Genomic DNA, 14,282 nt, shown 5'->3' with positions numbered 1-14,282 from the left:
AGCCGTCATCCTGTGTGACGGTCGGAATCGAGGTGAAGTGGTGAGTGAAATAGTACCCACATCGTGGTTAGTCTATTGCCGTCCAGGTTTTGAAAGCGATGCATTGACAGAGCTTCAGCATCATGCAGCGCTACATCACGTGACTTGTGAGGCGTCTTACGGTGAGGGGTGGGTAAGCTTAACGCGTATTGATGGCGAACCTGTAAATGATTTGCATCGACAGGCAGCTTTTAACAAGCTAATTTTCGCGCGCCAAAGTTTAGCGGCACTGCCAGCCCTCACGCTCTCTCGTGATGACCGCCTTACTGCTATCTTGGAGCAGGTAAAAGCCAGCCGCTGGAGCTTTGAAGAGGTTTGGCATGAAACGCCGGATACCAACGATGGTAAAGCGCTGGCTGGGCTGATTAAGGCGCTGACGAAGCCGCTGGAAAGTATGTTGAAAAAACGTGGTGCGTTAAGGCGCCGCGCGGGCGCACGACGTTTACATATTTTCTGGACTGACGGCGATCAAGTGCAGCTGGCGATGAGCTTCCCAGGTAATCGTAGTGATCTGATTAATGGTATTCGCCGGCTGCGCTTCCCCTCCCGTGCGCCCAGCCGCTCAACGCTGAAGTTGGAAGAGGCGTGGCACGAGTTTATTCCTAGGGATGAGTGGGATGTGCGGCTAGCACCGCATATGCAGGCAGCTGACTTAGGGGCCGCCCCAGGAGGTTGGACATGGCAGTTGGTTCAGCGGGGCATGTACGTATATGCCATCGATAATGGCCCGATGGAATCACAGTTGATGAAGACTGGGCAGATTGATCATCTCAAAGAGGATGGCTTTACCTGGGAGCCACCACAGCGCTTAGACTGGCTAGTCTGCGATATTGTTGATAAGCCAGTACGAGTATTAGCCATGGTGGAGCGCTGGCTGGTTCGGAAATGGTGCAAAGAGGCGATCTTTAACCTTAAGTTGCCCATGAAAAAGCGCTGGGATGAGGTAACACGCTGCCTAACGGCGCTGGAAGAGTCGCTGGAAAAAGCGGGCGTGCATGCCAACGTATCATGCCGTCACCTCTATCACGATAGGGAAGAGGTAACGGTGCATGCAAGGCTTAGGGATTAATGCTAGTGAAGGGCTTATGTTTAATAGCCTGGCTCGTAAATCCGGATAGTTTCATCTTCGGTTAACAGCGGTAAAATGCGCTGCATGGCCATTGCCCGCGCTTCGCTTGAGTGCCACTCTTTCCAGGCGCGGATGTTACGCCATTTGGTAATCATCAGTCGACGATCGGTATGACCAAGCTCGACGAGCGTTTCGCCACCGACGAAGCCTCTTACGCCTAAAGAGACGCGCATTGCTTCCCGCGCTGCTTGCTCAAATTCTTCTTCAAGACCGGGCATAATTCGCCGTTCGATGATAACTTTAATCATACTTTCTGTTTCCTACATCGAGGATATTGATGGCTGATAATACGGGTACTCTACCCAGCTATGATGCGTCATTAGACACTTCAGGGCTGTACTGCCCTGAGCCGATTATGTTGATGCATAACAAAGTTCGCGATATGGCGTCAGGTCAAGTGCTGAAAGTGATAGCTACCGATCCTGCCACTACGCGTGATGTGCCCAAGTTTTGTCAGTTTTTAGGCCACGAACTGCTTGAACAGAAGACCACGTCGGAGACTAGCTACCTCTACTTTATCCGTTTGGCATAGCCCTTAAAAGGGCTCATTCAAAATGATCCTTTGAAATAGCCCTTTGAAAGTGCAGGATTATAATGAGGCGAGGCTTGAATCGATATTGGCCTCGCCTTAAATCGCAACCCTAAAGCGCCTAGTTAATCACTAGCGACTACCATCATGGCTAAAGCATCCAGTGTTGCTGGATCTTCTTCCAATATACGATTAGCGATATGGCGCTGGAAAAAGTAGACGGTTTGATGATGGGTGTGGGCACTGTACAGGCACTTATCCGCTAACAAAATCGGCGTCATTGCCGCTTTGTTTTCGTCGGCAAGGAGTGCATCTAGGCCACCGTCACTATAAAGACGCCAACCGTAAACGGGCTTCATATGCCAGGGCGAATTAGGGTGATTCATGCACAGCGCGTGAGTGCCAAGTGTGTCGGGGATTTGCTGAATGAGGGTTACTTCGCCTGACGCTTCATAGTCAAAGTACTCAGCCGCCGTAACAAGCTCGTGGTATTTGTGATCGGGAGGCGTATCAAAAATTTCTTCGGTTTCAGGATCGCGATAGCCAATGAATTTGCCATTTTCTGGGCTATTGAGTTCATGGCAAGCTGCCAACGTTTCCATCCACGGTACCAAGCCAATAACGCTGCCATCGGCTCTCAATCCCCATGCCAATATGGGCATACCATAGAAGGTGTCGGGACTCGCAGCCAGTTGATACACCATCTCAAGGCCATCTAGCTCAGGTGCTAAACGGACAAAGCACTTTTGCGCCTGCTGACGTTGGCGCACAGTTTCCAGGTCGATGACCTGGGCAGAGCGGGGTGACAGGGATGCGCCCATTGTGTCCCTCCTTGTGCTGCGTGGTCATCACATTGGCGAAGCAGATGTCCGGCTTGCCTGATTATTCATATTGCTTCATTACTCACCAATAGCACAAGTTGCTCATAAGGTTAAGGGGTGGGGTCTACATTTTTTAATTCTCTTAGCAACGCGGGAAGTGAGCTCTTAGTGCTTCATGCGCTTGACGAACTTGCTGAAATTGTTTCCAGGGTGCCTCAGCATTTGTAAGCGAAAGCCAGCGTGTCTGATAGCGCTGGACGGCAGCAGGTTTATCTACCTGCTGGGCATTGATTAAGCGGTTTACGGCCGTTAACCACTGCTTGGCTGTGCTGGTTATGCGCTCAAGCGACGATGACTTCCGCTGGCTTAAGCAGCGTTTGGTATTGTTCTTCTGAGCTAAGTTCTGCTGGGCTAACACTGCATTTGCTTCTGTTAAGCGCTGGGTGGCGAGTAGTAGAGCGCGCAGTACTTCGCCGGTCAGCGGCCGCTCTTGCAGGGTTTTTAGATGGTTTTCGAGGGTTGAAGAGTCTTGCTGCCAGTCGAGGTCAAACTGGTGGTCGGTCATTTGCTGCAAGTAATGGATGGCATCAAGCTGGCCTGCGATAGCGGCATCATCGACGCCGGTTAACGGCTGGCTTGCCCGCGAAAAGCTTTTAACCCACTCGCTGGAATCAAAAATTGCGTTCCAGCTTACCGCAGGCAACTGCGCCGTTTTAATCGCTGTTAATTGTTCTAGGCGGGCTCGATCTTCATCGCCTAACTGATCGGGAACGTCGCTATTCAAGCAGGCACTTAGACGCTGCCATAGCGTGCGCTCATATAACCACTGTTGGCTAGGCGGCGCTACACGCCCCAGTTGGTTGTTACGTGCAGCGACTAATGAAGCGATTTGGCACTCGCGTAGTGCGTAAACATTCAGCAGGCTATCTCGCGTTTCGGGAATCGCAATGAGCCGCTCGGAGCGCTCAGGAAAGTCACCAATATTAACCGGCTCAGTCCGTTCAATGTCATTCTGTGCGAGCTCATCGGCGAGCTGCTGGTGATAGGCCTGCCACTGCTGCTCAGCGGCGTTGTTGCCACAGCCAGCCAGTAGGGCGCTTAGCGCTATTGTTAGAGAAAAATTTCTCCAGCGAGCCATGCCTACCCCCGAGTACTAATACGCTGTAAGCGCCAGCCAAGTAGCACTGCCGCAGTGCTTAAGCCCACAATCAAACCGATCCAGTAGCCATGAACCCCGAGTGGAGCAATCATATCACCCACCCCACGGGAGCCTAGCCAGTGGCCGCCACCCAAGCCGACAATCCAGTAGGAGAGCACCGTGATCACCATCACAATGCGAGTGTCTTTATAGCCACGCAGAGCACCGGCTAAATTGACCTGTAGCGAGTCAGAAAGTTGAAAAATAACCGCTAAGGCAATGATCGACAGCGCCAGTGCTTGAATCTCGGCATTCGAGGTATAGAGCGCAATGACGGGCACTGCGGTCACCCATAGTAGAAGACTGTTAAAAGCTGCTACACAGACACTGACCACAGTACCGTTCCAGGCTACCTGGCGGGCTAGCCCCAATCGCTGTTGCCCCAGTGTATTACCTACCCTGACGGTCAGCGCCATGCTCAGCGACATAGGCAGCATAAACAAAATGGTGGTGAAGCTAAGCGCTATTTGGTGAGCGCCCACGGTGACTTCGCCAAAACTGGCGATAAACAGCGCGATAAAGGTAAATAGGGTAACTTCGACAAAAATAGCCACGCCAATGGGAACACCCACCACGATGAGTTCACGAATGCCGACCCATTGAGGGGGCGTTAGCTGTTGCCAGATAGACACGCTTTTATAAGTACGTCCTCGACGCGTGTAGTAGGCCATGGCCAGCGCCATCGTCCACATTGAGAGAGCTGTCGCAACACCACAACCAAATGCCCCTAAGGCAGGCAATTGTTGCAGGCTGCCAGGAATCCAGGTGCCCAATAGGTCGACCAAGCCTTCTCCGCCGTAGATCAACAGATAGTTGGCAGGAACGTTAACCGCTAAGCCGACCAAACTGATCCAAAGTGCCGGTCGGGTATGGTTCATGCCGTCGGAAAATGCTCTAAGCGCTTGGAAGAGGGCGATTCCGGGCATGCCAAAAGCAACGGCAGAAAGGTAGGCAGCAGACTGGCGCGCAACTTCTTGAGGTACACTCATAGCTTCAAATATCGGCATGACGGCTGACCAGAGAAGCACGGCCGCGACAACGCCTAATAGCAGAGCAACCCAAAGCGACTGATGAACGGCCGGGCGAATAGCGGCTAGTCGCTGTCCGCCTAACAAATGCGCCACAATCGGGGTTAGCCCCATCAGCGTGCCCGTCATAAACAGCATTAAAGGCATCCATAGGCTAGAGCCTACGGATACTGCAGCGAGTGACGTTGCATCATGCCGACCGGTCATCATTACATCGACGACACTCATTCCCGCTTGAGCCAACTGAGCACCGCAAATAGGTAGTGCCAAATAGACTAGGCCCCGGGTTTCTGGCCAGTACACTGATCTAACGTTTTGAGTAAAGCCGCCCACGTGTTGGCTCCTAAAGGGAAAAAGTTACTGTGAAAGGCCGCTATATTAGCAGGAGCGGCTGCCTTTCGGGGTTAGCCGTTAGCTTGCGCTCACTGTGTAGGTATAATGCCCCCAAACCAATGACAAACGAGGTCAAGGTGAGTAATACGCAGGATCCATGGACGCTCGAAGATATTACCGCGCTTTTTGACGGGATTTTTGCTGAGTGTTATCAAACTCGATTGATTCGCGGCGGTGATGAGCCTCTCTATCGTCCCGCTAACGGCGAGACCCCTTATCACCAGGTAATTTTCGCTCGTGGCTATTATGCCAGTGCGCTACACGAAATCAGCCATTGGTGCATTGCTGGGGCAGAGCGGCGGCAGCTCGAAGATTACGGCTACTGGTACTGCCCGGATGGACGCGACGCTGAGCAGCAAAAAGCGTTTGAGCAGGCTGAAATAGCCCCGCAGGCGTTAGAGTCTATCTTCACCCATGCCTGCGGCCGCAATTTTCATGTCAGTGTAGATAATTTAGGCGGCGATATAGAGGTAGATGTTGAGGCCTTTGCGGCGCGAGTAGAGGCCCGCGCCGAGCGCTACTTGCAAGAGAGTTTGCCTGCCCGCGCCAACGCCTTCCAGGTGGCGCTTAAATACTTTTACTATCATCAGCAATCGCTAGCGGAGGCCATCGCACAAGCACATGTAGTGTTGGATCAAGCACCGCTTACAGTGGCCGTTGATTAATCTTCTTCTGTTAGACGCTGATGCATCGACAGCATCACTTCCAGCTCATGTTCGGGACGCATCGCCTCTAACCCTAGCTCGCTGAACGTTTCACGCCGCTGGCGGTGCCATTCGCCTGGGGTAATCGAAGGGTAGAGCACCGACGCCGGGGCGAGCTCCACGAAAGGATCCAGGCCATAAGTATCAAATAGTCGCGCAAGCGCTGCTTCGTCGTCGCCGTTGTCGCTGGTATACAGGGTGGCGGAGAAGTGATCGTTCTCCAGCTCGCGGATTACCTCTAGCGGGCTAACCCCCAGGCTCTCCAGCTCTTCTAGGCTGTAGGCGCCCATGGCATTGGTATCTTCTTTGATCCAGCTATCGTCTGGCTGAATCAATGTTTGCTTCACTCGGCCATCGGGCAGCGACCACGCAATGGCTAGCGGGAGGCCATCGTCTTCGCCCGTTTCAATGGCAATAAATCCTGGATAATCGGCCACGCTAATACTCCTGTTAAGATTCCGTGGGTAGACGGAAAAAACGCTGGGCAGTCTGTGTCGTTGCCGCCCCTAGCTCAGCTTCGCTAATACCGTGCCACTGGGCAATCTCGCCGACAATCCAAGGCAGCAGCGCCGGTTCGTGTCGACGACCCTTTAACTTTGCCGGTAGGTTGCGGGGTAACAAGTAAGGGCAGTCGGTTTCCACCATCAAACGCGTCAATGGAATATCACCTACCAATGAGCGTAGATGATGTCCGCGTCGCTCGTCGCAAATCCACCCGGTTAGACCTATATGTAAGTCTAGGTCGAGATAACCAAACAGCGTATCGCGTTCGGCGGTAAAACAGTGCACTACTGCATGACTGATATCGTCTCGCCACGCATGCAGTATTTCACGCATCCGCTTACCCGCATCTCGTTCGTGTAAAAACAGCGGCAAATCGCTTTCCACTGCGAGCGCCAATTGTGCTTCAAAGGCATGCTCCTGCTCCTGGGGCGTCGAGAAGTTGCGATTGAAATCCAGCCCACACTCACCCACAGCGACGACTTCCGGCATGGCATGTAGGGCCGCCATGGCGCGCTCAAGGCTCTTGTCCCAGCGACTGGCGTCATGGGGATGCACTCCCGCAGTAGCATAGAGGCCGGGATACTGCTTGGCTAACGCAACGGCTTGTTCGGCGTGGGCAAGATCGGTGCCGGTAACGATCATAGTGGTTACCTGCGCCGCCTGGGCACGTCGAATAACTGCCTCAAGATCGCGGCCAAAGCTTTCATGCGTCAGGTTCGCGCCAATATCTACCAACGGTGCAGTCGGGCGAAATTGAAGTGCTTCGGGTAAAAACTCATCAATGTGCGCGGTAACCAAGCGTCACTCCCAATCGAAAATATAAAGCACCATTGTAACGGTATGCGCGGGCATCGACTAATGGTGTGTTAACTAAGAGGAGCTCAAGCGAATGGCACGAATTGCAAAAAATCTGGCTTGATAGGTAAACAGGTAAGGGCTTGTTTAAGCCTAAGATAAAATCAAGCAGGTGAGCTCTACGTCGCTGCGATAGATTCAATAACAACAAGAGAGAGCCCAATACCGATGCAATTATCTCAACGCTTTGCTACTTCAACCCTCGCCGCTGCCATTCTGATGGCCAGCTATGCGCCCACGACCGTTGCCGCTGAGGGTATTTCCGATAATGAAATCCGCATTGGCTATTTAGCCGATATGTCCGGCGTTTATCGCGATCCTATTGGCCCGTTGGGCGAAGATGCCATTAATATGGCGATTGAAGATATCGGTGGCAGCGTCAACGGCGCCAATGTCGTGGTGTTTAGCGCCGATGACCGCAACAGCCCGGATGTAGGCTCAAGTGTCGTGCGTGAGTGGATCGACGAGCGTAACGTCGATATGGTCACCGGGCTGGTGGCATCTTCTGTCACCTTGGCGGCGGTGAGCCTGTTGGAAGAGGCGGATAAACTCGGGCTGGTCAATGGCGCTGTTTCGTCAGGTATTACCAATGAGCACTGCTCGCCCAACCATATTCACTGGGTTTACGATACCTGGGCAATGTCCAACGGCACTGCAAAGGCGATTACCGATGAGGGCCACAAAAACTGGTACCTGTTAAGCGCCGACTACTCCTTTGGCCACGCACTGGAAGCGGATGTGACGCGCGTCGTGACTGAAAATGGCGGCACCATTGTGGGTAGCGCTCGCCACCCTTTCCCCAGCAGTGATTTCTCCTCGTTTATGCTTCAGGCGCAAGCCTCGGGTGCTGATGTCATTGCGTTGAATAACGCTGGCGGCGATACGATTAATGCGGTGCAGACGGCGGGTGAGTTTGGCATTACCCAAGCGGGACAGATCCTGGCGGGGATGGTGCTGTTTAGTACCGACGTGCGCAGCATTGGGCTGGAAAACGCCCAAGGTCTGCAGTTTACCAAAGCGTGGTACTACGACTTGAACGATGAAACCCGTGCATGGGCCGAGCGTTTTAGAGAGCGTACCGGCAGCATGCCCACCATGGTACATGCAGGCCTCTACTCCAGTACGCGCCACTACCTTGAAGCGATTAAAGCCACTGGCAGCGATGACACCCAAACGGTTCGTCAGCAAATGGCCGATACCCCCATCAACGATATCTTCGCCACCGGTGGCTACATTCGTGAGGATGGCCGCATGGTTCACGATATGTATTTAGTGGAAGTTAAAACCCCCGAAGAAGCAGAAGACGAAGATGATCTTTTTCACATCATCCGCACCATCCCCGCAGAAGAGGCCTTCCGCCCACTGTCAGAAAGCGTGTGCCCGCTGGTCAACAGTTAAGTCTTTGCCAATTCACCACAACAATGCAGAGGATTTGGCATGTTTGAAACGTCTGTTATTCAGCAAAACACCATCGGGGCTGCTCTGAACCGCAGTGCCCGAAAATATTCGCACCAGCTAGCGCTAGTATTTGGCGAACGCCAGTGGCGCTACTCAGCACTCAACCAAGCAGCCAATCGGGTAGCCAATGGCTTGTTGGCAGCCGGGCTTGCCCCGGGTGATCGGCTGGCGGTGTATGGTAAAAACTCCGATGCCTACGTCATTGCCTGGTTGGCGGCTACGAAAGCGGGGTTAGTGCATGTACCGGTCAACTTCGCGTTAAGCAGTGATGAGCTGCGCTACATTCTTGACCAGTCAGGGGCCGTGGGTTTGCTCAGCGATGTCAGTCTCGCCGATAAAGTGAGTGCTGCCACCGAAGGCCTGGATCTGGCCCTGATGGGCACTCTGCACGCGGATCAGGGGCAAAATGCAGCAAGTTTTGATGTATTGGCTTGTGCAACGTCTGAGCGATCTAACGAAGAGCTCAGTAGCCAAGAGCCCCGTGTAACGTTCGACGACGCAAGCCTTGCGCAACTGCTCTATACCTCGGGTACCACCGCCGCGCCGAAAGCCGCGATGATGACCCATCAGGCACTAATGGCTGAATACATGGCCTGCATGGTCGAGCTGGATATAAAGGGCAATGAAGCCATGCTTGCCGCATTGCCGCTTTACCACTCGGCGCAAATGCACGTTTTCTTAATGCCCGCGCTGTTGTTGGGCGCTCCTGTCTACTTGCTAGAGGCGCCGCTTCCAGAGCTGTGCTTAAGCGCTATAGCGGAGCATCAAGTTGCATCATTTTTTGCCCCACCCACGGTCTGGATCAGCCTGTTGCGTCACGCTGAATTTGAGTGCTTTGACCTAAGCGCCCTCAACAAAGCCTATTACGGTGCCTCGATTATGCCGGTGCCGGTACTGGAAGAGCTGCAGCAACGCATACCGGGTGTAGGGCTCTACAACTGCTATGGGCAGAGCGAAATTGCCCCCCTGGCGACCGTGCTGCGTCCTGAAGAGCACGCTGAGCGACCCGCTTCCGCTGGGCGGCCCATTCTTACCGTGGAAACCCGAATTGTTGACCTTGAGATGAACGATGTCCCTCCCGGCGAACATGGAGAAATCGTCCACCGCTCTCCGCAGCTTATGAACGGGTACTGGGATAAAGTGGCGATGACCGAGGAGGCGTTTCAAGGCGGCTGGTTCCACTCGGGGGACGTGGGCTACTTCGACGAAGCGGGCTACTTGTATGTCGTTGATCGTATCAAGGACGTGATTAATACCGGCGGCGTGCTGGTCGCTAGCCGTGAGGTAGAGGAGGGGCTGTTTAAGCACCCGGCGGTATCCGAAGTAGCGGTGATCGGCCAGCCGGACGAGAAGTGGATCGAAGCCATCACGGCGGTGGTGGTATTGAAAGAGGGTCAAGAGGCAAGCGAGGAGGAGCTGATCCATCACGCCAAAACGCTGATGGCGCCCTATAAAGTGCCTAAACGTATTCTATTTGCCGATGCTCTGCCCAAGAGTACCGCAGGCAAGATCCTCAAGCGTCATTTGCGTCAAGATATCAAGGAGTGAACATGGACGGGCAAACCACCGAACTGTTTCACACCATGATCAAGCGCTGCCTAAGTCAAGAGGTTGCTCCTTTCTATGATGCGTGGGAAGCCGCGGGCGAAATGCCGCGCTCACTATGGCATGCGCTGGGTGCTGCGGGTCTGCTCGGTATTGATTTGGATGAACAGCACGGTGGCTCAGGGGCTGATATCGCCATCACCCAGATGGCGCTGGAAGAGCTCTCTCGTCAAGGGTTTGGTGGCCTAGCCAGTGCTTATAATATTCACGCCAATATTGTGATGCCCTACCTGCAAAATTTGGCAACAACTGCCCAGCAAGAGCGGTGGTTACCTGCTATGGCGCGTGGCGAAGCTCTTGGCGCCATCGCCATGACCGAACCCCATGCGGGAAGTGATCTTGCGTCAATGAGAACCCGGGCAAAGTACACTGCCGATGGCTGGGAGTTAAGTGGCAATAAGATGTTTATCACTAACGGCCAGTTTGCCGATCTGGTCATTGTGTGCGCTAAAACCGATCCTTCCGCTGGCGCCAAAGGGGTCTCGCTGTTTTTGGTCGATACCCAGTTACCCGGCTTCTCGCGCGGTAAACCGATTAAAAAGATCGGCCAGCACGCCAGTGACACCACCGAGCTTGCCTTTGATCATATGCAACTGCCCCATGATGCGCTGCTGGGGGAAGAGGGCGCCGGGTTTCGCTACTTAATGCAGGAGCTGCCCCGTGAACGCCTGGGCGTAGGCGCGCAGGCGTTGGGCGCCGTGGAGGGCGCGCTAGCGCTTACCTTGGCGTACGTGCAGCAGCGTCAAGCGTTTGGTCAGCGGGTCGCAGATTTTCAAAATACCCGCTTTACCCTGGCGGAAATCAAAGCCCAGTTGGACGTCGCTAGGGCCTACTTTGAGCACTGTGTCGAAAAGTACCGCCAGGGCACCATGAGCAGCACGGATGCAGCGATTCTAAAACTACAGCTAAGCGAGCTGCAGTGCCAAGCGGTGGATCGCTGCCTGCAGTTGTTTGGTGGTTACGGCTACACCCACGAATACCTCATTTCACGCTTTTATCTGGATGCTCGGGTACAAACCATTTACGCCGGCAGCTCAGAAATTATGAAAGAAGTCGTCGCACGCTCGCTGCTGGGCAAAGTGGCTTAGCCAGGCGTTTGGCACAGGCTGGCGTTGAACATAGGCTAGCGTTGAACGTAGGAGAGAACCATGCGGTTGGATGATGTAGTCATTTTAGGCGGTGCACGTACCGCGATTGGTGGTTTTGGCGGTTCGCTGTCAACAATGGCGCCGTTTGAGCTAGGGGCGATAACCGCCAAAGAGGCGTTGCGCCGGGCAGGCGTTGAGGGCGGTGATATCGATCACTCGGTATACGGCCACATTATTACCACTGGCCCCCAGGATGCCTATCTGGCGCGCCATATCGCATTAGAAGCGGGTGTGCCGAAAGAGGCGGGCGCCTTTAACGTTAATCGGCTGTGTGGTTCAGGGGTACAGGCGGTAGTGTCCGCCGCCCAGCAGATTGCTATGGGCGATAGCCGCTTAGCGCTGGCAGGTGGCGCTGAATCGATGTCGCGCGGGGCTTATTTTCTGCCTCCCCAGGCGCGCAACGGCGTGCGCATGGGCGATGTCAACATTCAGGACCTAACGCTGGGAGTGCTCAGCGATCCTTTTGGCAGCGGCCATATGGGTTGTACTGCCGAGAACATCGCTAAACAGTATGGCCTAAGCCGTGAACAGTTGGATCAGTTTGCCCTTGAAAGTCATCAAAAAGCGGCGCGGGCGATTGCTGAGGGGCGTTTTGAAGACCAAGTCGTAGCGGTGGAGGTCAGCCGCGGTAAGCAAACGCTGCTCTTCTCTCGCGATGAGCACGTACGCGAAGGCGTTGCGCTAAGTGATTTAGCGCGGCTTAAGCCTGCCTTCCAAAAGGATGGCGTGGTTACCGCAGGCAACGCCTCGGGAATTAACGATGGCGCGGCCACGTTAGTGCTGGCCCACGGCGATGAAGCTGCGCAGCGCGGTTTAGCGCCCAGGGCGCATCTTCGCGTTGCTGCGACCGCAGGCGTTGATCCCGCGCTAATGGGCTTGGGGCCGATTCCTGCGGTGAAACGCTGCCTGCAGCAGGCGGGGCTTAGTATCAACGATATAGATGTCATTGAATCCAATGAAGCCTTTGCTGCTCAAGCCATGGCAGTAGCGGAGACGCTCGGTTTCCCGCTAGAGAAGCTAAACCCCAACGGCGGAGCGGTTGCTTTGGGGCATCCGGTGGGGGCCACGGGGGCTATTTTGATCCTTAAAGCCCTTCACGAGTTGGCGCGAATTAACGGTCGCTATGGCTTGATTACGCTGTGTATTGGTGGCGGACAGGGTATTGCCCTGCTTATCGAGCGTTGAGTGCTACAAGAATAAAGTTAAAGGAGTTTTTATGCCTTCAGTTAGCCCCAAAATCCTACCCGCTGTGGCCTCGGCGACAAACCCTGCCCTGATGATTGGCGACTTGCTGGAAGCAGGCGTGCGTGTGGCGGGCGACAACCAGATCGTTTACCGGGATCAAAGCCGCCACAGCTACGAGCGCTTTCGCGAACGGGTGCATCAACTGGCCTACACGCTAACGTCTCAGGGCGTGCAAGCCGGTGACGTGGTAGCGGTGTTAGATTGGGATAGCCACCGCTATCTGGAGTGCTTCTTTGCCATCCCGATGATTGGCGCGGTGATGCACACGGTGAACGTGCGTCTCGCCCCAGAACAAATCCTTTATACGATGGAGCACGCCGAAGACGCTTTCGTCATCGTGCATGAAGAGTTTGTGCCGCTGCTGGAGCCGCTGGCCGACAAGCTCCCCCAGGTGCGTAGCTACCTGTTGTGCCAGGAGGCCCCGCAAGCAGTCGATACCACACTGCCACTGGTAGGCGAGTTTGAGGCACTGTTAAGCCAACAGCCTACCCACTACCATTTCCCAACCTTTGATGAAAACGCTGTCGCCACACTGTTCTATACCACGGGTACGACGGGTAATCCTAAAGGGGTTTTCTTTACTCATCGCCAGTTGGTGCTGCATACATTGAATGAGGCCAGCGTCTTCCAGGCCCCTGGCTTTGAGCTGCTCAACCGCGACAAAGTGTATATGCCCATTACCCCCATGTTTCATGTGCATGCATGGGGAGTGCCGTATACCGCCACGCTGATGGGGGCTACTCAGGTCTACCCAGGCCGCTACGAGCCGGAAATGCTGGTCAAGCTACTGGTCAGCGAGAAAGTCGACTTCTCCCACTGCGTACCCACCCTGCTCAATATGGTGGTCAGCGCCGAGGCGATTGCTTCAAAACAGATCGATCTCTCCGGCTGGAAAGTATTGGTCGGCGGCAGTGCATTAACCCAGTCACTGGCGAGCAAGGCATGGGCTTTGGGGATCGATACCCGCAGTGCTTACGGTATGTCGGAAACCTGCCCGCTACTCACCGCCGATATTCTGCCGCATGATATCACCGAGGCTGACTTTGAGACCCAACTACCCTGGCGTTGCAAAGCGGGCCTGCCGATTCCACTGGTTAAGCTTCAAGTGGTCGATGCGGACGGCGAGCCGCTGCCCAATGATGGTAAAAGCGTTGGCGAAGTGCGTGTTCAAGCGCCCTGGCTGACTCAAGCCTACTACAAAGAGGAGCAACGCAGCGCCGAACTGTGGCGCAGTGGCTGGCTGCATACCGGGGATGTTGGCACTCTTGATGAGCGGGGCTTTCTGACCATTAGCGACCGCATTAAAGACGTGATTAAAACCGGTGGCGAGTGGCTGTCGTCGCTAGAGCTGGAGAGCTATATCAGCCAGTGTCCAGGGATTGCCGAGGTCGCGGTGATAGGAGTGGCGGACGATAAGTGGGGTGAACGGCCGGCAGCGTTAGTCGTTGCGGAGGATCTGAACAACCCACCCACGACGGAAGCTGTGCAAGGCTTTTTAGAACAGTATATCGCCCAGGGCAAACTCAACCGCTGGGCGATTCCCAGCATGATTCGTTTCGTCGATGAGATACCCAAAACCAGCGTGGGTAAGTTGGATAAGAAACGTATTCGCACCGAAATTTAGGC

General features: G+C 54.4%; 14 protein-coding genes. 8 read left to right on the top strand and 6 right to left on the bottom strand.

Going from position 1 to position 14,282, the window contains the following annotated elements; genetic code table 11:
* The first annotated feature begins 37 nt into the window (after positions 1–37).
* Entirely contained in the window at positions 38–1,108 is a 1,071-nt protein-coding gene (rlmM, locus tag ACQE2I_RS11280; RefSeq protein WP_427028204.1) for a 23S rRNA (cytidine(2498)-2'-O)-methyltransferase RlmM, read from the top strand.
* Between the two features lie 20 nt (positions 1,109–1,128).
* On the opposite strand, the gene ACQE2I_RS11275 is transcribed toward rlmM, so the two are convergent.
* Complete coding sequence (locus ACQE2I_RS11275; RefSeq protein ID WP_427028203.1) at positions 1,129–1,416, bottom strand: antibiotic biosynthesis monooxygenase family protein; 288 nt, start codon at positions 1,414–1,416, stop codon at positions 1,129–1,131.
* A gap of 29 nt (positions 1,417–1,445) precedes the next feature.
* Here ACQE2I_RS11275 and tusA point away from each other — a divergent pair, with 29 nt between their 5' ends.
* A complete protein-coding gene (tusA, locus tag ACQE2I_RS11270; RefSeq protein WP_427028202.1) occupies positions 1,446–1,700 on the top strand; it encodes a sulfurtransferase TusA in 255 nt (84 codons plus the stop codon).
* Between the two features lie 122 nt (positions 1,701–1,822).
* Here the strand turns inward: tusA and ACQE2I_RS11265 are convergent, their stop codons facing one another.
* The 3 genes from ACQE2I_RS11265 to ACQE2I_RS11255 form a co-directional block, all read right to left on the bottom strand.
* Positions 1,823–2,518 carry a hypothetical protein gene (locus ACQE2I_RS11265; protein WP_427028201.1) on the bottom strand — a complete coding sequence of 232 codons (696 nt, stop codon included), beginning with the start codon at positions 2,516–2,518 and terminating at the stop codon, positions 1,823–1,825.
* A gap of 142 nt (positions 2,519–2,660) precedes the next feature.
* Positions 2,661–3,656 (bottom strand): DUF3080 family protein, encoded by a 996-nt coding sequence (locus ACQE2I_RS11260; protein ID WP_427028200.1) that lies wholly within the window; start codon positions 3,654–3,656, stop codon positions 2,661–2,663.
* A 2-nt stretch (positions 3,657–3,658) separates the two neighbouring features.
* Positions 3,659–5,077 (bottom strand): MATE family efflux transporter, encoded by a 1,419-nt coding sequence (locus ACQE2I_RS11255; RefSeq protein WP_427028199.1) that lies wholly within the window; start codon positions 5,075–5,077, stop codon positions 3,659–3,661.
* A gap of 119 nt (positions 5,078–5,196) precedes the next feature.
* On the opposite strand from ACQE2I_RS11255, the gene ACQE2I_RS11250 reads away from it, so the two are divergent.
* Positions 5,197–5,802, top strand: coding sequence for an elongation factor P hydroxylase (locus ACQE2I_RS11250; protein ID WP_427028198.1), 606 nt, complete (start codon positions 5,197–5,199; stop codon positions 5,800–5,802).
* Here the strand turns inward: ACQE2I_RS11250 and ACQE2I_RS11245 are convergent.
* Both ACQE2I_RS11245 and ACQE2I_RS11240 read right to left on the bottom strand, forming a co-directional pair.
* Positions 5,799–6,278: a hypothetical protein gene (locus ACQE2I_RS11245; RefSeq protein ID WP_427028197.1), complete on the bottom strand. Its 480-nt coding sequence runs from the start codon at positions 6,276–6,278 to the stop codon at positions 5,799–5,801. The genes ACQE2I_RS11250 and ACQE2I_RS11245 overlap by 4 nt on opposite strands.
* 13 nt (positions 6,279–6,291) lie before the next feature.
* Positions 6,292–7,143 carry a TatD family hydrolase gene (locus ACQE2I_RS11240; protein WP_427028196.1) on the bottom strand — a complete coding sequence of 284 codons (852 nt, stop codon included), beginning with the start codon at positions 7,141–7,143 and terminating at the stop codon, positions 6,292–6,294.
* A gap of 225 nt (positions 7,144–7,368) precedes the next feature.
* Between ACQE2I_RS11240 and ACQE2I_RS11235 the strand changes: the two genes are divergently transcribed.
* Genes ACQE2I_RS11235 through ACQE2I_RS11215 form a run of 5 tightly spaced genes read left to right on the top strand, consistent with a single transcriptional unit; the run spans position 7,369 to position 14,280 of the window.
* Positions 7,369–8,598 carry an ABC transporter substrate-binding protein gene (locus tag ACQE2I_RS11235; RefSeq protein WP_427028195.1) on the top strand — a complete coding sequence of 410 codons (1,230 nt, stop codon included), beginning with the start codon at positions 7,369–7,371 and terminating at the stop codon, positions 8,596–8,598.
* 39 nt (positions 8,599–8,637) lie between these two features.
* Positions 8,638–10,206 (top strand): fatty acyl-CoA synthetase, encoded by a 1,569-nt coding sequence (locus ACQE2I_RS11230; RefSeq protein WP_427028194.1) that lies wholly within the window; start codon positions 8,638–8,640, stop codon positions 10,204–10,206.
* A 2-nt stretch (positions 10,207–10,208) separates the two neighbouring features.
* Positions 10,209–11,351: an acyl-CoA dehydrogenase family protein gene (locus tag ACQE2I_RS11225; RefSeq protein ID WP_427028193.1), complete on the top strand. Its 1,143-nt coding sequence runs from the start codon at positions 10,209–10,211 to the stop codon at positions 11,349–11,351.
* 60 nt (positions 11,352–11,411) lie between these two features.
* The gene (gene bktB, locus ACQE2I_RS11220) at positions 11,412–12,596 is read left to right on the top strand and encodes a beta-ketothiolase BktB (RefSeq protein WP_427028192.1); all 1,185 of its coding nucleotides are present in this window, start codon (positions 11,412–11,414) and stop codon (positions 12,594–12,596) included.
* A 31-nt stretch (positions 12,597–12,627) separates the two neighbouring features.
* Entirely contained in the window at positions 12,628–14,280 is a 1,653-nt protein-coding gene (locus tag ACQE2I_RS11215) for a fatty acid--CoA ligase (protein ID WP_427028191.1), read from the top strand.
* Positions 14,281–14,282: the final 2 nt, after the last annotated feature.

It is taken from the genome of Halomonas sp. H2, from assembly GCF_050215315.1.
GTDB lineage: Bacteria > Pseudomonadota > Gammaproteobacteria > Pseudomonadales > Halomonadaceae > Vreelandella.
This window is presented reverse-complemented; position numbering and strand designations above follow the sequence as displayed.